The organism is Paenibacillus sp. FSL R5-0701, from assembly GCF_037973995.1.
Taxonomy (GTDB): domain Bacteria; phylum Bacillota; class Bacilli; order Paenibacillales; family Paenibacillaceae; genus Paenibacillus.
Genome location: NZ_CP150230.1, coordinates 998555 through 1016312 on the forward strand (window position 1 = coordinate 998555; position 17758 = coordinate 1016312).

At 45.4% G+C, this 17758-nt stretch carries 17 protein-coding genes; 11 read left to right on the forward strand and 6 right to left on the reverse strand.

All coding sequences use genetic code 11. From position 1 onward, the window contains the following. The first annotated feature begins 25 nt into the window (after positions 1 to 25). Positions 26 to 1012, forward strand: coding sequence for a WXG100 family type VII secretion target (locus tag MKZ13_RS04535; protein ID WP_339182143.1), 987 nt, complete (start codon positions 26 to 28; stop codon positions 1010 to 1012). 167 nt (positions 1013 to 1179) lie between these two features. Here MKZ13_RS04535 and MKZ13_RS04540 read toward each other — a convergent pair whose 3' ends face one another. The 4 genes from MKZ13_RS04540 to MKZ13_RS04555 form a co-directional block, all read right to left on the reverse strand. After that, entirely contained in the window at positions 1180 to 1968 is a 789-nt protein-coding gene (locus tag MKZ13_RS04540) for a formate/nitrite transporter family protein (protein ID WP_017690511.1), read from the reverse strand. A gap of 75 nt (positions 1969 to 2043) precedes the next feature. Further along, entirely contained in the window at positions 2044 to 2571 is a 528-nt protein-coding gene (locus tag MKZ13_RS04545; RefSeq protein WP_339182147.1) for a hypothetical protein, read from the reverse strand. A gap of 27 nt (positions 2572 to 2598) precedes the next feature. Beyond that, the gene (locus tag MKZ13_RS04550) at positions 2599 to 2817 is read right to left on the reverse strand and encodes a bacteriocin immunity protein (protein WP_100527706.1); all 219 of its coding nucleotides are present in this window, start codon (positions 2815 to 2817) and stop codon (positions 2599 to 2601) included. Between the two features lie 393 nt (positions 2818 to 3210). Then, on the reverse strand, positions 3211 to 4200 hold the full coding sequence (locus MKZ13_RS04555; protein WP_339182150.1) for a zinc-binding dehydrogenase: 990 nt from the start codon (positions 4198 to 4200) through the stop codon (positions 3211 to 3213). Between the two features lie 181 nt (positions 4201 to 4381). On the opposite strand from MKZ13_RS04555, the gene MKZ13_RS04560 reads away from it, so the two are divergent. The 4 genes from MKZ13_RS04560 to MKZ13_RS04575 are packed head-to-tail and all read left to right on the forward strand — an operon-like array spanning position 4382 to position 7818. Then, positions 4382 to 5242, forward strand: coding sequence for a LysR family transcriptional regulator (locus MKZ13_RS04560; protein WP_339182153.1), 861 nt, complete (start codon positions 4382 to 4384; stop codon positions 5240 to 5242). 53 nt (positions 5243 to 5295) lie between these two features. After that, positions 5296 to 6396 (forward strand): beta-eliminating lyase-related protein, encoded by a 1101-nt coding sequence (locus MKZ13_RS04565; RefSeq protein ID WP_339182156.1) that lies wholly within the window; start codon positions 5296 to 5298, stop codon positions 6394 to 6396. A 32-nt stretch (positions 6397 to 6428) separates the two neighbouring features. Further along, a complete protein-coding gene (locus tag MKZ13_RS04570) occupies positions 6429 to 6899 on the forward strand; it encodes an SMI1/KNR4 family protein (RefSeq protein ID WP_339182159.1) in 471 nt (156 codons plus the stop codon). A gap of 31 nt (positions 6900 to 6930) precedes the next feature. Then, positions 6931 to 7818, forward strand: coding sequence for a LysR family transcriptional regulator (locus tag MKZ13_RS04575; protein ID WP_339182162.1), 888 nt, complete (start codon positions 6931 to 6933; stop codon positions 7816 to 7818). Between the two features lie 237 nt (positions 7819 to 8055). Here the strand turns inward: MKZ13_RS04575 and MKZ13_RS04580 are convergent, their stop codons facing one another. After that, positions 8056 to 9045 carry an aldo/keto reductase family protein gene (locus tag MKZ13_RS04580; protein ID WP_339182165.1) on the reverse strand — a complete coding sequence of 330 codons (990 nt, stop codon included), beginning with the start codon at positions 9043 to 9045 and terminating at the stop codon, positions 8056 to 8058. Positions 9046 to 9150: 105 nt separating this feature from the next. Next, positions 9151 to 10185 carry a PocR ligand-binding domain-containing protein gene (locus MKZ13_RS04585; RefSeq protein WP_221818836.1) on the reverse strand — a complete coding sequence of 345 codons (1035 nt, stop codon included), beginning with the start codon at positions 10183 to 10185 and terminating at the stop codon, positions 9151 to 9153. Positions 10186 to 10490: 305 nt separating this feature from the next. On the opposite strand from MKZ13_RS04585, the gene MKZ13_RS04590 reads away from it, so the two are divergent. The 6 genes from MKZ13_RS04590 to MKZ13_RS04615 all read left to right on the forward strand — a co-directional run bounded on the left by MKZ13_RS04590 (position 10491) and on the right by MKZ13_RS04615 (position 17681). After that, positions 10491 to 11633, forward strand: coding sequence for a glycerol dehydrogenase (locus tag MKZ13_RS04590; protein WP_017690500.1), 1143 nt, complete (start codon positions 10491 to 10493; stop codon positions 11631 to 11633). Then, on the forward strand, positions 11633 to 13402 hold the full coding sequence (gene dhaK / locus MKZ13_RS04595; RefSeq protein WP_339182170.1) for a dihydroxyacetone kinase subunit DhaK: 1770 nt from the start codon (positions 11633 to 11635) through the stop codon (positions 13400 to 13402). Before MKZ13_RS04590 ends, dhaK begins: the two co-directional genes overlap by 1 nt. Positions 13403 to 13791: 389 nt before the next feature. Further along, complete coding sequence (locus tag MKZ13_RS04600) at positions 13792 to 14829, forward strand: siderophore ABC transporter substrate-binding protein (RefSeq protein WP_339182172.1); 1038 nt, start codon at positions 13792 to 13794, stop codon at positions 14827 to 14829. 16 nt (positions 14830 to 14845) lie between these two features. Continuing rightward, positions 14846 to 15871: an iron chelate uptake ABC transporter family permease subunit gene (locus tag MKZ13_RS04605; RefSeq protein WP_339182175.1), complete on the forward strand. Its 1026-nt coding sequence runs from the start codon at positions 14846 to 14848 to the stop codon at positions 15869 to 15871. After that, on the forward strand, positions 15868 to 16932 hold the full coding sequence (locus MKZ13_RS04610; RefSeq protein WP_339182178.1) for an iron chelate uptake ABC transporter family permease subunit: 1065 nt from the start codon (positions 15868 to 15870) through the stop codon (positions 16930 to 16932). The genes MKZ13_RS04605 and MKZ13_RS04610 overlap by 4 nt, the downstream gene beginning before the upstream one ends. Beyond that, complete coding sequence (locus MKZ13_RS04615; protein ID WP_339182181.1) at positions 16929 to 17681, forward strand: ATP-binding cassette domain-containing protein; 753 nt, start codon at positions 16929 to 16931, stop codon at positions 17679 to 17681. Before MKZ13_RS04610 ends, MKZ13_RS04615 begins: the two co-directional genes overlap by 4 nt. Positions 17682 to 17758: the final 77 nt, after the last annotated feature.

A 17758-nucleotide genomic window follows, 5' to 3' on the forward strand; every position in this document is an offset into this window, starting at 1 on the left:
ATGACCAGGATGAGGAGTGTGCAGGATGACACAGATCAAGGTGACACCGGAACAACTGGAGACGGTCAGTGCGCAGTTCGCTCAGGCACATCAGCAATTATCGGGCTTCATGTCCACATTGGACGGCAAGATGAGTGTCATGCGCAGCAACTGGGGTGGCATGGAACGAGAACGCTTCTATAACGATTATTCAACGGCTCAAGGCACGATGAAATCTGTTCTGGAACTGGTTCTGTCCATTCAGTCGGAGCTTAAGAAGATTGCCGAGCGTTTCCGCACGACAGATGAAGAGGCAGTGAGCCAGGCAATCATGACGGCGCTGACCGCAGCGCGGGCGCTATCAACCATGGGCAAAAATAAAGGCGATGATCTGGACAAAACGCCAGGTCCACCAAAGAACATGGATGAATGGGATGAGAAGGATGCCGAGAAATATCAGAACTATGAGGAAATGCTGAAGAAAGCCAAAGAGATGGGTGACGAAGAACTGGCGCAGCAGATTCAGGCCAGCATGAACATCATTCGGCTTCAGTATGAAGATGTAATCTATCAGACTGACCCCAATACGGGCAAGACGGTGAAAATTACCGAGGATTCCATCGTGGGTACGTATCAGGTGAAAAGCGATAAGGGCGAAACGACCACCATCAGTCTGGATAAACAGGGCAATGTGGTGGACTATAGCAAAGATACGGAAAAGTATAAGTATTCGGAGCAAACGCACACCACCAGTCAAGGCGAGCATCTCTTTGGCAAAGCAGCCCAAACGGCTACAGCCTACGGTATTGGTCTGCTGCTCGCAAGCAAGACAGGCTCTGCCTTTACAGAACATGCCACTGGACTGGGTTCTTCCTTCGTCGCGGACAAGTTCCTGTTCTCTGTGCCTGAAGAAGGCGAGACACGTACGATGATCTACCGTACCAATAAGGACACGGGCAAAATCGAGAATATGATCGTGGTCACGCGCGGCGACAACGATATTGAATATACGCCGTGGCGGGAGTACTTCTAAGCCACGGATCGGGTTGGCAGGCTGCTTATCCGTGAGCCTGTCCATAGAAAAACACCCCGGCAATCTTCTCCCTGAGATGGGAAGGTTGCCGGGGTGTTTTGGTTTTTCCTTACCGATTAGCCACGGTCTAATGACCGGGCTGTAAGGGGGTCTTTTTTTGCCAAAGATTAATGAGTCTCTTCATCCAGAAACGGTTTGTTCACCGCATAATACATGAAGCCCATCAGCAGCACACCACCCACCAGATTACCCAATGTCACGGGAACCAGGTTGTGAAGCACGCCTTCAAATGAGATCGTCCCCGGGTGATTCAGCACAAGTGCAATCGCGAACGTACACATATTGGCGATGCTGTGCTCATATCCCGAGATGAAGAAGCAGAACACAAAGAGCATCATGGCAAACATTTTGGCTCCATTCTCCTTCATGAACATCGGCACAAAGAACGCCATACATACAAGCCAGTTACACAGGATTCCCCGGAAAAAGAGCTGCATCGTCGGAACTTCCATCTTGTGTTCCACCACGCTTAACAGAAAACCATTCACCTGAGACGAATCGAATAATCCCGTCAGGTAGATTAACAGGGCAAACACAGCTGCGCCCATCAGATTACCGCTATAACTCGCTATCCACAGCTTGATCACTTCGAACCAGCGCAGTTTCTTGCGCAGCGCCGCATACGTGTAATAAAACGTATTGCCCGTGAACAGGTCACCCCCGCCATAGGCGATCAGAATAATGGCTGCGCCAAACGTGATTGCCGCCATCGGATAGGTAAACGGGGACTGCTCCATATAAAAGAAGTTACCTGTCTTAAACGCCACGATGACGCCGAATCCGATAAACATACTGGCCAACATGGAGCGTGCAAGGTACCTGATTAAGCTTTGTTTGTATATCTTGTGTTTCTTCAAAGCTAGTTGTTCCACGTTGCGTAAAGCTTCCGTTTCCATAATTCTCCTCCAATAGCATGATGTCTTGCTTACCATTATAACGAAATTATGGAAATTGGGGAGATTAAACTTGGTTTATTGATTATTACTTCCTTGATTCGAATGCAGTACATGCATTGCAGAAGAGCCAAAATCAGGATCGGATTGAAGCGATTCTAGCGCGGATGCTGCGCCATTAACTTGTTGATGTGCAACAAGCATAGCAAAGGCCGCTCCTCTGACTAATATGTAGGCATTACCCTCCAGAACTTCCTGGGCCAATTGGATCTCGGCTTCTGTGATGGGCAGTAGAGCGAGCGTTTGCAAGACGTAATTCTGTATATCCTCATCTTCTTCTGAGTCACGAACAAGTTGCGCGGCAGCATGAAGGATTTCGCCCAGAAGAGCAGAGGAGCCCGCCATGCCTAAAGCCCGCCAAGCTTCGATACGGATGAGATCCTCTTCGTGTGTATCCATGCCAATAGCGAGAACTTGCTGAGTCAGGTGATTATCGGTTAGGTCGATCAGATCACGAAGTGCCTGTAGTTTTTCTTCTCCGCTGATTTCGTTAAAATCAGGGTGTTCATTGTTTTTATTATGATTTAAATCAGACATGTCAGACATATCCTATCGTTCACCTCCTGAAGAATATTAAGATTGGGGTGGAAGCAGGATGGGACGGGCAGCCAAGGCTTCTTCCACAATCTGTTCAGGTGTCAGGTCTCGATCATCCCAGAAAATCAGATTACTGATCTCCGCATGTGGAACCTGCTGCTGTAGCTCCGTCAACATGTCATCCAACTCGGCTTCCGTTCCTTCAGAGTCCATCAGTTTGCGAACCAATTCTACCAAATGTAATCGATTGTCCATATCGATACCTCCTGAATGATTCATAGTGTGAACTAACTAGTCTTTCATGGGCTGATTCAAAGGATCATATATAATGAGCACCGGAAAAAATTTGGGCTCAAGCATCAGACTAATGCGTTGTTCGTCTTGATCAGTATATGAAATGATATAGTTCCCGAAATGAGACTCGTAGTTGAAGTCTTGGAATTGAAAGGAATGTTCGGGATACTTTATCTTCACATATAACGTAGTAACTCCTCGGGCTAAGGTTTCTTTTATCATAGGAATTTGGGCCACAATGATAATAACAATAAGAACAATTAGTATACGTTTAGCGAGACGGGTCAGATGGATTCACCCCATTATCGTAAATCAATTTTCAACAATTCATGAAGGCCCATCTCAAAATAGATGTCACTCCATAAGGATAGCCAGATTACCAAACTGCTCGCCGTTTTCCATGCGTTCGAATGCTTTTGCTACGTCCTGTAACGGATAAACACTATCAATTACAGGATGTATGTCATGTTGCTCCACCCATTGCAGCATCTGGATAAACTCCTCACGGCTGCCCATAGAGGTGCCGATCAGATTGATCTGCGGGAAGAAGATAGAGCGAATGGGTACGGTCAGATCATCCCCCGAGCTTGCACCATACATCACGATACGTCCACCTGGTCTGATTATATCAAAATATTTTGGGAACATGGCTTGTCCGATGCTATCCAAGATGAGGTCCACAGGTTCCATATCGTTCTGCATACACCAATCGGCATGACTATCCAGTGCATGGGCAGCACCCAAGCGCAGTGCCTCATTTCTTTTGGCTTCACTTCTGGAGGTGACGGTCACCTTGGCACCAGCCGCAACCGCCATGAGCAGAGCATAGGTCGCTACACCACCGCCAATACCGGGAATGAGCACATGTTCACCTTTCTTCATTACACCGCGAGTAAATAAGGCGCGATAGGCCGTCAGCGCTGAAAGGGACAGCACGCCTGCTTCCTCCCAGGATAGATGGGCTGGCTTAGGCAGGGCATTTGCAGCAGGCAACGTTATATATTGTGCGAGCGTTCCGTCCGTAGGGCCACCAACAATATCAGGTACGGTCGGCACTTCAGATGCATGTTCCCAACCGAGCGTAGGATGGATAATGACTTCATCTCCTATTGCGAACCCTCTTACGCTTTCGCCAATCGCTACGATAATACCTGCTCCATCGGAACCGGGAATGAGCGGGGTGTCCTGGGTTCCGCGTCCTGCCATGATGAATAGATCCCGATGGTTGATACCAGCGGATTTTAATTGAATCTGCACTTCCCCGGCTTCTGGTGCCCGAGAGCTTGACTCTGTATATTGAAGACCTGCAAGGGCGCTTTGGCCTGAATGGACAATAGTTTTCATGTTCAATATTCCTCCTGTCTGTGTAGCCAGATTTCACTACTGAGCCTCATTGTACAGACGGAGCAGATTCACGTAAAATGAACAAAAATGATTGTCAGTATCATTAAAAATAATAGATAAGCACTTTGCATGAATCGGATGATGCAGAATGCCGATATAACGACGAGCAGGTGATCAGGGTATGGATGCAGGTGATTTGAAAATATTTCAGGCGGTTGCCCGCGAAGGTAGTATCAGTAAAGCTGCGCTCGCACTTAATTATGTGCAGTCCAATGTAACCACAAGAATTAAACAGTTGGAGACTCAACTGCAAGTACCGCTATTTCATCGTTCCAATCGGGGGATGTCGCTTACACCAGCAGGCGAGAATCTGCTTGGGTATGCGGATAGAATATTGGAATTATTATATGAAGCAGAGCAGGCCACACAAGTGGGTAACCCACCAGCGGGCATGCTTCGTCTAGGTGCCATAGAGACAGCAGCTTCTACTTTTCTGACGCCGCTCTTGGCTGAATATACTTCATGCTACCCGGAAGTACAACATTCGCTTGTCACGGGTGGGACCCATGAACTGAACCAGAAGGTCATCCAACATGAATTGCATGGAGCCTTAATATATGGCCCGATTGATCATCCTGAGCTGAACTATATGAAGATGTATGACGAGGAATTGGTGTTGATCGCTGAACCTGGAGCACATGAGATGTACACGTTATTGTCCAGGCCGATGTTGTTTTTTGAGATCGGATGCACACATCGCAATCAGGCGGAATCCTTTTTGAAAGATCAGGGTATCCACACGCTTAACATCATGGAATATGGAACACTGGACACTATTCTGAATGGTGTATCTGCCGGGCTCGGTGTATCATTGCTGCCACGTTCTTCGGTTACCAAAGCAGAATCAAGAGGCGAGATCGCGGTGATGTCTTTGCCTGATCCCTATTGCCGGTTGGAAGTAGGATTTGTGTATTCCCGTGGTGAACATATATCTAGTGCGCTCAGCGCATTGGTTGAGATTATTACAGAACCAGAACTATGAGAGGTCGTTCAAAAGTCCGTTTATGAAAATGCACTATAAAGGAGTGAGTGATCTTGAAAGAAACTGTGTTAACGTTGGCTGATGCATTTAATCAGGCAGACTTTATTGTAGGTGGTCATGGCAGTCGCCAAGTGAAGGTACTTCAGCACGTACTGGACCAGATCGATGGGGAGTTGTTCAGTGACCACTACGGGAACGGCCCACTCATTGAAGAATTTCAGCAACAGATGGCTGACGTTCTTGGCAAGGAATCGGCGGTATTTTTTCCAAGTGGAACGATGGCGCAGCAGATAGCATTACGAATCTGGTGTGACCGCAAAGGTGTAAAACGAGTAGCTTATCACCCTCTGTGTCATCTGGAAATCCATGAGGAAGACGGACTGAAAGAGTTGCATCAGATTGAATCAATTTTACTTGCGGACAAGGATCGTTTGATTCGTTTGGAAGATGTACAAGCGCTTGATCAGGACATTGCCTGTCTGCTGTTGGAACTGCCACAACGTGAGATTGGTGGGCAATTACCGGCGTATGAAGAACTAGAAGCGATCTCGGCCTATTGCCGTGAACGCGGGATTAAGCTGCATTTGGACGGGGCACGCCTGTTTGAGATCACTCCTTATTATGAGAAAACGCCTGCGGAGATTTGCAGTTTGTTTGATACGGTGTATGTTTCCTTTTACAAAGGCATTGGAGGTATTGCGGGGGCTATATTGGCGGGAGATCCCGATGTGATGCAGGAATCGAAAGTATGGAAACGTCGGCACGGCGGTGATCTGATCGGCCTGTATCCGTACATTCTGAGTTCTCAGTATTATTACAATGAACGGATTGGCAAAATGGAGCTGTATTACGAGCAGGCTCAAGAACTCGCCTTCTTACTGAATGCGTGTCACGGAATACAAACCTTACCCGAGGTGCCGGTATCCAATATGTTCCATGTGCACTTTGCGCTCGCTGCGGCCGAAGTTGAACCAATTCTTGTGCAAATGGCTCAGCAGTATGGCGTAGGATTGACTTCATATCTGAACAAAACAAGTGGGAACAGCTGTGCCTTTGAATTGTCTATGGGTGATCGTTATGAGAAAGTTCCTCAGGACAAGCTGCGTGCAGCACTGGAATGGCTGGATCAAGAGTTGCATAAACAGGTGAGATAACAAGCGGATTCTAGTGTAAAGGGGGAGTTCAAGTGACGTCAATAGAATTGGAACCGATTCGTGATCTTTTGGTGAAGGCCTACGATACAACAATGGGAGATGGATGTACTCCTGAGAAACAACAGAGCATTGAGGATTTTGAGCAAAAGCATAATGTAAAACTGCCCGCAGCGTATCGCGCACTTTTGCTTGAATTCGGTGCATGTAATTTCGGCGACCCTGCCTTGTATTCGGTGAAAGAACTGAGCTGGGCTTATCCGGATTTTTTGGAAGTATACCGTGAATATGAGAAAGAATACGAGCTGCCAGCTGACCTCCAGCCTTTCCCGATTGGTGGATTTGGTGAAGGAAGTACGGCTATACTGGATCGAAATTCAGGCAAGGTGCTGATGTTGATCCACGATGCAGGGGAAACTCCTCTGAAGGAGATTGCTGTGGATTTTAATGAATTGATGACGATGCTGGCTGAGTCCGCAATCTGGGTTCAGGAACAGATGAATTAACAGGGTAGACGGAAGGAAGCGCAACAGACTTATGGATATTCGGAAGTTAAGATACTTTATCACCGTGGCAGAAGAACTTCATTTCCACCGTGCAGCGGAAAAATTAAACATGACGCAACCACCGCTGAGCCAGCAGATTCAGAATTTAGAGGATGAGCTTGGCGTGAAGCTGTTGGAGCGCACGAGAAAAATGGTTCGTCTCACCCCGGCAGGTGCCGTATTTCTGGAACAGGCCAGACTGATCATGGCCCAGCTCGAACGATCCATTCAGCTTACACAAAAGGCAGATCAGGGCATCATCGGGCATATCACCATAGCCTTTGTGGATTCGGCTTCGGGGAGCATTATGGTGGATGTCCTAAGGAAATTTCGCGCTGCGTATCCTCAGATTGAATTGACGCTGCGTGAGATGACCTCATCCCAACAATTGCAGGCACTGGAAGACGGACAGATCCATATTGGATTTTTGCGATATCAGGAAGACACTCGTCATGTCTCGTTCCGCCCCTGTCAGATGGAAACGTTGATTGCCGTATTGCCAGATCATCACCCGTTGGCTTCCCAGACTCAAGTTTCAATTCGAGAACTGGCGGATGAAGATTTTATTTTATTCCCACGGCATCTGGGTTCTCCGTTCCATCGTCTCGTTCTGGATTATTGCAGGGAGCATGGCGTAGATCCTCGAATTACGCAGGAAGCGATCCAAATGTATACGATTGTGAATCTCGTTGCGGCGGGCATGGGCGTTTCTATTGTTCCGTCATCGGTGGATGTGTTCCAGCGAAAGGGTGTGGTCTTTCTTCCATTACAAGAAAATCCGCCCTCCGTACCTTTGTACACGGCATGGCGGACGGATATGAATCAGGAAGTGGTATCACGTTTTATGAACTTTGTTGATGGGGAATATGAGTTGCGCTAAAGGTTATTTACACTTACACTGCGATGACAGAACAACCTTCCAATCGCTGTTATCCCCAGATTTTTTTCGATCCCTTTTCTCAAGGGGAAATCTGGTGATAAAGGCGAAGTGTATGCTTCCGAAGTAGCTTTCTTGCAGAAAGCTTTTAGCTCCGCTTTTTCAGGTTTTTTCTATCCTCTCCGTTATCGTGTAAATGATTAGTACAACTTAGTATGTTGTGAGTAGTAAAAAAAGAAACTATCCCGTCTTGGTTGGATCACGCTCAATCCATGGATTCAATATTTCATCAATACGAGTCATGATAGCAGGGTCCAGTTTCACACCAGAAGCTTTTACATTTTCCAATACCTGCTCCGGCCGGGATGCACCTATAATAACGGAACTGACATACGTGTGCTGAAGAACCCATGCAACGGCGAGTTGGGGGAGCGTTAGACCGACCTCTTTGGCCACTGGGACAAGCTCTTGCACAGCGGTAAGAACATCTTCACGTAACCACTGACCAGCCAGTTTATTGAAAAAGGGTGCTCCTGCCTCAGCAGCTGCACGTGATCCGGTGGGCAATGCTTCGTTAGGCGCATATTTGCCTGATAGTATACCCTGAGCCAGAGGAGACCATGTAATCTGTCCAAGTCCTGCTTGGTCGCTTGCAGGCACGACTTCTTGCTCAATCACACGCCATAACATTGAATACTGGGGCTGACTTGCAATAAAGGGTACATGAAGTTCCCTCGCCAAAGCGGTTCCTCGTGCAATCTGATCCGCGTTCCATTCACTTACGCCAATGTAATGAACTTTGCCCTGGCGCACCAGATCGGAGAATGCCAGAAACGTCTCTTCCAGCGGAGTGTTGTAATCATAACGGTGAGCGTAATAGACATCAATATAATCCGTCTGTAAACGTTGTAATGAACCATTGCAGGCTTCCATGATGTGTTTACGTGAAAGTCCTCGGTCATTATGACCTGTGCCGGTTGGGTGACAGACTTTGGTGCATACTTCAATACTTTCTCTACGTATATCCTTAAGAGCCTGTCCCAGTACGGCTTCAGCCTTGGTATTGGAGTACACGTCTGCGGTATCAAATGTGGTAATACCTGCATCCAATGCAGTTCGCACACAAGCTTCTGCTATTCCATCCTCGACTTGCGCTCCATGTGTAATCCAGTTGCCGAGTGAAATCTCACTGACGGTTAATCCACTGTTTCCTAATTTGCGATATTCCATTCATGTCGCCTCCCTAAGTCATCTGGACTCCATTGTAACAATGGCAGATTAATAGGTGAAATATCTTTTAACCTCATCTTTGATACGAAAAAAGTATCAGTGAATCTACATTTTCTCTTGGATGTATTTGCGATAGAGAGCAGGCGTAATTTCCTCGAACTTTTTGAATATTTTGATAAAATATCCCGATTCATTAAATCCCAGCTCATCACTGATCTGTGAGACAGGCATGTCGGTGACCTCCAGCAATTGCTTGGCCCACTTTATCTTGAGTTTTGCCAGGTAGGTTGTGAAGTTCTCACCCGTTTCCTTGGCAAACAGTCTGCTGAAATAACTCGGACTCAGGTGGCATAGATCAGCCATTTGTTTGAGTGAAACTTGTTCGCTTTTGTGACTATGAATGTATTCAAAAGCAGGCTGAAGGACCGGACTGGAGCTTTTCGTGTCACTTGGGCTATTTTTGAGATAGGCATCCGCTATCGCATTGGTCATCTCTTTTTTGATCGACTCGATATTACGAATGGAGTAACCCGGCAGAATGGTGGAGAGGTTTAGAGTCTCCTGATTACCTGAGGCTTTCTCGAACATTTCAACTAACAGATTTTTGTTGAGTGCTTCTTCCACAATGTAGTTGCAGAGCAGGGATAACATGTTGGAGATTTTCACGATCTCTTCATAGGTCATCACGGGCAGCTGGGCGTAATCATCCTTTAATTCCTCCAGCTTGGCTGCATGCATGGGTACGTTTTTGGACGTGACAATTTGCTCCAAGTCACTACCCTTTTCCGGATCGGCAAGTTTCACTTGTCCTGCCATGACAGCGCCAATATATTTGCCATCAATCGTAATCGGAATCGCGATATCAATAATATTGAAATGGCATAGATATACATAGGGCTCATTCAACCGAACGGCTTCCAGACCGCCACGTGAATCACATTTTTGACAGTAGGGTAGAAGCTCGGGGTCTTTACGCACATTCTGGCAGAAAGCCTGACAGCTGCTGTGGCTGGTTATGGGAATGCCTTTATAATCAACGGTGAGGATCGCCAGTTTGGTGACTGTTGCGAGAGAATCTTGTAGGCGCTTCCATTTATTAAGGTCGAGAATTTTGTTGATATGCAGATATTCTTTAATCATTGGTGCAACCTCCATAGGCTAACCTGATTCATAATTTAGGCCGTTAAAAGTTAGCAAGTTGTACATATTAAGATGTAATGATGACGGGTAATGTATTATGGGAGGTCAAAATTGAACCATCTCATGACAATAACATACCATGATTGTGCCAAAAAGCAAAAAATTACGATTGTAAATTATAATAATTTGTTATCAAAGTCCACTGTAAACCAGCTGCTCATGCGTTATATTAAGGTCAATTGTAAGAAATTAAAATTTGATGTAATAACCACACCAATTCATATCATTAGGAGGCATATATTATTATGAGAAAAGCATTTATCAGTCCAACCAAATATGTACAAGGCGAAGATGAATTGTTGAACCTGGGGTACTTTGTTAAATCCTTCGGAGAATCAGCCTTGCTGATTGCACATCCGGATGATGTACAGCGTGTCAAAGCAAAGCTGGATGCAACAGCTGAGAAATTTAACATTACGTTTGTTGAAAGCGGTTTTAAAGGGGAATGTTCCCGTGAAGAAGTTGCGCGTCTGCAAGCGATCGCAAAGGAAAAAGGATGTGACTCTACCATCGGTCTTGGTGGCGGTAAAGCCATTGATGCGGCCAAATGTGTAGCAGAAGGCGAAGCACTGATCATCTGCCCAACGATTGCGGCAACAGACGCACCGACAAGTCACTCCGCTGTATTGTACACACCGGATGGTTCTTTTGATGACTATGCTTACTTCAAACAAAGCCCAAGTGTGGTTCTCGTTGATACAACCGTAATTGCCAATGCACCAACCCGTTTCCTCGTATCCGGTATGGGAGATGCGCTCTCTACATACTTCGAAGCAAGAGCAACAGCGAAATCCTATTCCCGTGTAAACGCAAGTCTGCCAATGGGTTCCCGCGAAGGATACACACCATCTGCAGTAGGTACCAATGCGGCGCTTGCACTGGCAAAATTGTGTTATGAAATGCTGCTGACTGACGGTGCAAAAGCAAAAGTAGCAAGTGACAGTAACGTCGTGACACAAGCGCTGGAAAACATCGTGGAGACCAACATTTTGTTGTCAGGTCTTGGATTCGAAAGTGGCGGTCTGGCCGCAGCACATGCGATTCACAACGGTTTGACTGTTCTGGAAGGCACACATCATTTCTTCCACGGTGAAAAAGTATCCTTCGGTACAATTGCACAACTCGTCCTCGAAAATGCACCAACCGAAGAGCTGCATGAAGTCATGGACTTCTGTCTCGAAGTGGGACTGCCAATCAGCTTGGCGGACATCGGTGTAGATACGATTAGTCAGGAAGAGTTGTTGAAAGTGGCAGAGATCGCTTGTATTCCGGAAGAATCCATTCACGCGATGCCATTCCCGATCACCGTTCCTGAAGTGGCTGCTGCCATTGCAGCGGCTGACCGCATGGGCCGTGAGTACAAAGCAGCTCGCCGGGAGGTAAAATAATGAAGAAAATTATTAACCAGGCCGAACATGTTGTTATGGAAATGTGCAACGGGATTGCGCTTGCACACCCGGAGCTTGAATTTCTGAAAAAATATAAGGTCATCAAACGCAGAGAGATTCAGGCCGATAAAGTCAGCCTGATCAGTGGCGGCGGCAGTGGACATGAACCGGCTCACGCTGGTTATGTGGGTAAAGGCATGCTGGATGCAGCGGTGTGTGGAGATGTATTCGCATCTCCTTCCCAAATCCAGGTGTATCAAGCGATCAAGGCAACAGCCAGCAACAAGGGTACACTCTTGATCATCAAGAACTACAGCGGCGACATGATGAATTTCAAGAATGCAGCACATCTGGCTGAAGAAGATGGCATCGACGTACAGTATGTACGTGTTGAGGATGACATCGCTGTACAAGACAGCTTGTATACCGTTGGACGTCGCGGCGTTGCCGGAACTGTACTGGTTCACAAGATCGCCGGAGCAGCAGCCGAAGAAGGCCGCAGTCTGGCTGATGTGAAATCCGTTGCTGAGAAAGCAGCTCAGAACGTGCGCAGTATTGGTTTTGGATTCACATCCTGTACGGTGCCCGCCAAAGGCACGCCTACATTCGAAATTGCTGAAGATGAGATGGAATTCGGCGTAGGGATTCATGGTGAGCCAGGGATTCGCCGGGAGAAAATTGTATCGGCTGATGAATTGGCAGGACGTATGGTCGAAGCATTGCTCGCAGACATGAAGCTGGATAAGGATGCTTCCGCTGAGATTGCCGTGCTGGTGAATGGTTTTGGTGCAACGCCACTGCAAGAACTGTATCTGCTCAACAATTCCGTGCAGCGTGAACTTGCAGGACATGCAGGTCTAAAGGTCGCTACAACGTTTGTAGGCAACTACATGACAAGCATCGATATGGCGGGTGCGTCGGTTACGATCCTGAAACTGGATGATGAGTTGAAAACTCTGTTGTTCAAGGAAAGTGATACACCTGCATTTAAAGTATCCGGTCCTCCAGCAGCACAAGTGGCGTATTCCGAAGCGCTGGAAGCTGTTGTTGGTGAAGACGCTCCTGTATCTTACGAAGTGGAGACGGATGCATCAGCTGCTGTCATCCAAGGCAATCAATTTTCACTGGACAACATCGTCTATCTGATCGATAAAATGGGTGAAATCATCATCAAGAACGAGGTACCGTTCTGTGAACTGGATTCCCATGCCGGTGATGGCGATTTCGGTATGAGTGTGGCAAAAGGCTTCCGCCAGTTGAAACGCGAATGGAATCACATTATTAACGAAGATAAAAAAGACATCGGATCATTCCTGGATGCATGTTCCTTGGTCATCATGGAATATTGTGGCGGCGCATCCGGCCCAATCTGGGGTTCGGCATTCCGTGCGGCTGGCAAAGCAGCAGGGGATAAACAGCAATTAAACGTTGCTGAATTTGCTGAGATGATTCATGCAGCCGTGCAAGGGATTCAGTCTACTGGGGAGCGTTCCTTCGGACGTGGTGCCGTTGTTGGCGACAAAACCTTGATTGATGCACTCGTTCCATGTGCCGATTCCTGGACACAAAGTGCGGAGTCTGGAGATGACTTCAAAACAGCATTTGCCAAAGGTGCAGCAGCAGCCGTTGAAGGTGCGAAGAAAACGGAAGACATCGTGGCACGTATGGGACGTGCAGGTGCCGTCGGCGATCGTAGTCTGGGTTACCCGGATGCTGGCGCGTATGCGCTGGGTGTTATTTTCACAGAATTATCTGAGTCGATGAAATAAGAATGTTAGTGAAAAATTAGATCATTTCGATGAGAAATATAAATGTATAAAGAGTTCTTACCGCAAAAGAAGTATCACACAGTGATGCTTCTTTTTTTGTATTGAAATGTCGATTTTTATGCATATAAATACCTACAATGGAATATGGTTCATAATTTCGCCATGAATTAAAACAATTAGGTTGTTGAAAATGCCTTCTAACTTGTTATAATATAACCTATTGATATTGATAATCACTATCATTTGTTGTTTGTTACTCAGCACTACAGTGAAAAGGGGTTAAGTTTATTCTCTAAATTTACGTCGGAGGAGGTATGATACTGAGTTTATCCAACACACTACGCTGCGTGGGAATCCAAATTTTCTAAATTTAGGGGGATATAAATTAAATGAGAAAGTCTATTTCTTCAAAATTAATGTTTATCATGGTTGCAGCTTTAACTTTGGTGTTGGCAGCTTGTTCAAGTAATGAACCTGCTACGACGGATACTGCGAATACAGAGGCTGCAACTTCCGATGCTGCTACTACAGCTACAGCCACAACAGTTGAAATTACGGATGCTCATGGAACGGTAACTGTGCCTGTAAATCCAACGAAGGTCGTAGCTCTGGATAACAGAACATTTGAGACTCTGTCCACTTGGGGCGTCAAATTAGCAGCAGCGCCGAAGGATGTAATGCCAGCAGATTCACCATATGTGGCGGATGAATCGGTACAAAATATTGGAAATCATCGTGAACCAAATCTTGAATTATTGGCATCTATACAGCCTGACCTTGTCATTGTTGGTCAAAGATTTGCTGGCTTTTATGAAGACATCAAAAAATTAGTGCCTAATGCAGCAGTCATTGACCTTAATATTGAGCTTGAAGAAACAGCAGCACCTGGAGAAAACTTTGTTAATGGTCTTAAAGATGCAACAACCAATCTAGGTAAAATTTTTGAAAAGCAAGAAGAAGCTACTCAATTGATTGCTGATTTTGATAAAGCTATTGAAGAAGCTAAGGCCGCTTATAACGGTGAAGATAAAATTATGAGTGTTGTCGTATCTGGTGGAAACATTGGTTTCTCGGCTCCTCTTACTGGACGCGTGTGGGGACCATTGTATGACATTTTCGGCTGGGTTCCGGCACTAGAAGTGGACAAATCTTCTTCTGATCATCAAGGTGATGATATTTCTGTTGAAGCGATCGCACAAAGCAATCCGGATTGGATTTTCGTACTGGATCGTGATGCAGCTGTATCTGCTGAAGAAGGTGCCGTTCCGGCTCAGGACGTTATTGATAATTCACCTGCTCTGCAAAACACCACTGCTATTACTCAAAAACAAATCGTTTATGCTCCAAACGACACGTACACCAATGAATCCATCGAAACTTTCTTGGAGTTGATTAACAACCTTACGAAAGCTTTAGCTAAACAGTAAAAAGGAGTATGCTGCAGTGCAGAAAAATTTAATACCAAAATTAGCTGGGGTTGAGAATTCTCAACCCCAGCGTTATAATCCCAAAAAGCTATGGACCATACCTTTTATCATTGCGATTATAGCCACTATTATTTTAGGCATTACATCACTGCTTATTGGAGTCTATGACATACGAGGACAAGCGGATGGAATGGAGATGTTCTTCATTACTCGTGTCCCAAGAACTGTTGCATTAATGCTTACCGGTGCCGCCATGGCAATGGCAGGACTGGTCATGCAGCTTATTACACAGAATCGCTTGGTGGAACCTACCACAACCGGAACAATGGAATGGTCAGGACTGGGGATCATGTTTATTTATCTGGTCTTTCCTGCCCCGAGCTTAACGCTAAGAATGACTGGTGCAATCATTTTTTCTTTTATAGGGACGATGATTTTTTTTATGTTTCTAAAGAAAGTTAAACTCCGTTCGTCTTTAGTTGTCCCGATTATTGGGATGATGCTTGGAGCTGTCATTTCTGCATTTTCAACTTTCGTCGGGCTTGTGTTCCAAATGACTCAAAATATCGAAAGCTGGTTTGCAGGCTCCTTTTCATCTGTGCAAATTGGCAGGTATGAATATTTATGGCTCATCGTATTGGTGACTATTCTTATATTTGTTTTTGCTGATCGGCTGACATTAGCCGGACTAGGGGAAGACGTCGCTACCAGTCTTGGCGTAAATTATGACAGGATCATTCTTTTGGGTACTGCGCTTATTTCACTAGCCGTTGGAATCGTTGCAGCGGTCATTGGGAACTTGCCTTTTCTAGGGTTAATAGTCCCCAATATTGTTTCCATGTTTAGGGGGGACGATCTCAGGAGCAATTTGCCATGGGTGTGCTTATTAGGGATGGGCAGCATCATTGTGTGTGATATCCTGTCTCGTGTCATTATTATGCCTTTTGAAATACCTGTCTCGATGATCCTTGGAACAGTGGGAGCCGTCGTATTCATTGTCATTTTGTTAAGACAAAGGCGGTCAACAAGGAGGGTAAGATGAGCAACTTAGCAAGTAGAAATCCACTGAGTATCGAAATCGATTCTAGCCGTCGTCCTAAAAAAAGATCAGCTAAAGCCTTCCGTACCAAAAAAGAAGAAAAGCGCTATTGGATTTTGCTGATAACATTAATTGTTCTGGGCGTTTTTGCATCGGTTGGACTACTGGTTTATAACAATCCGGTTCCTGTGTCTTCGCCTTCTTTCATACCTGTTGTTACAAGAAGAGTAGTTGCTCTGGTTTCAATGCTGATCGCTGCAATTTGCCAAAGTTTATCCACGGTTGCTTTTCAATCGATTACGAATAACAGAATTATAACTCCGTCCCTTTTAGGTTTTGATGCTATTTATTCAACCATTCATACGAGTACTATATTTTTCCTTGGTGCTACGGTATTTGTGAATTTTAGCGGTGTTGATTCCTTTTTATATCAAGTTGCTGCAATGGTCATCATGTGTTTAATCCTCTATGGATGGTTGCTTTCCGGAAAATACGGCAATTTACAACTTCTACTTTTAGTCGGTATTATTATCGGGACCGGTCTGAGGTCTGTATCCTCTTTTATGAGAAGACTTCTTGCACCGTCCGAATTTGATATTTTGCAGGCAAGAATGTTTGCTTCCGTGAATAATGCGGATTCTGCCTATTTCCCGATTGCGATTCCTATCGTCATCATTGCAGCGATTTTGCTGCTTGCTAATGCCAAGAGGTTAAATGTACTGTCGCTGGGTAAGGATGTCTCTACTTCCTTGGGAACTAAACATCAAAGTAGTGTGATTTATACGCTGGTTCTGGTTTCCATATTGATGGCCATTTCGACGGCTTTGGTTGGACCACTTACATTCTATGGATTTTTAGTTGCGATTTTGAGTTATCAGGCCGCTCAAACCTATGATCACAGATATGTTTTCCCAATGGCTCTTGCGATAGGGTTTGTGATCTTAACCGGTGCATACTTTATTATGAATCATGTTTTCAATGCCCAAGGTGTTGTTTCCATCATTATAGAATTGGTTGGCGGACTAACATTTTTAATTGTGATTTTAAGGAAGGGTTCTTTATGATACAGATCAATAATGTCAAAAAAACCTATGCAGCCGAGGTAGAGATTGGCCCTTTGAATATTCATATACCCAAAGCCGGTCTTACTTCTTTAATTGGACCCAACGGTGCGGGGAAGTCGACGACACTTCTCATGATCGGAAGACTTTTGGATTTGGACGAAGGTCAGATCAAGGTTGCCAATATGGATGTTTCCACATCCAAATCAAGGGATCTGGCCAAAATTATAACGGTTTTACGACAAGAAAATCATTTTGTCACAAGGCTTACCGTTAGACAACTTGCTGGGTTTGGACGGTTTCCTTATTCTAAGGGAAGATTAACGGATGAGGATGAAGCTATTATATCTAAATATATTGATTTTCTAGACCTAACTGCTCTGGAAAATAGATATCTAGATGAACTTTCTGGTGGTCAAAGGCAAAGAGCTTATGTCGCAATGGTTTTGTGTCAGGAGACGGAATATGTACTTTTGGACGAGCCTCTGAACAATCTAGATGTTGCTCGTTCTGTTCGGATGATGGAGCATTTGAGATATGCCGCTAATGAATTCGGGAGAACCATTCTGACGGTTATGCATGATATCAATTTTGCCGCCAAATATTCGGATCGAATATGTGCCATGAAAGATGGTCAAATCGCCGCTTTTGGAACCGTAGAAGAAGTGATGGACCCCGAAATTTTAACAGATATTTTTGAAACGAAAATTGAAATTATCGATGGTCCGTATGGACCGATAGCGATCTATTAGCTACAGGGCTTCATAAAAAGTTGTTTGTTAAAATGGTTTTCAGAAAGTAGAGTGATTATTCACTCTTCTTTTTTTTG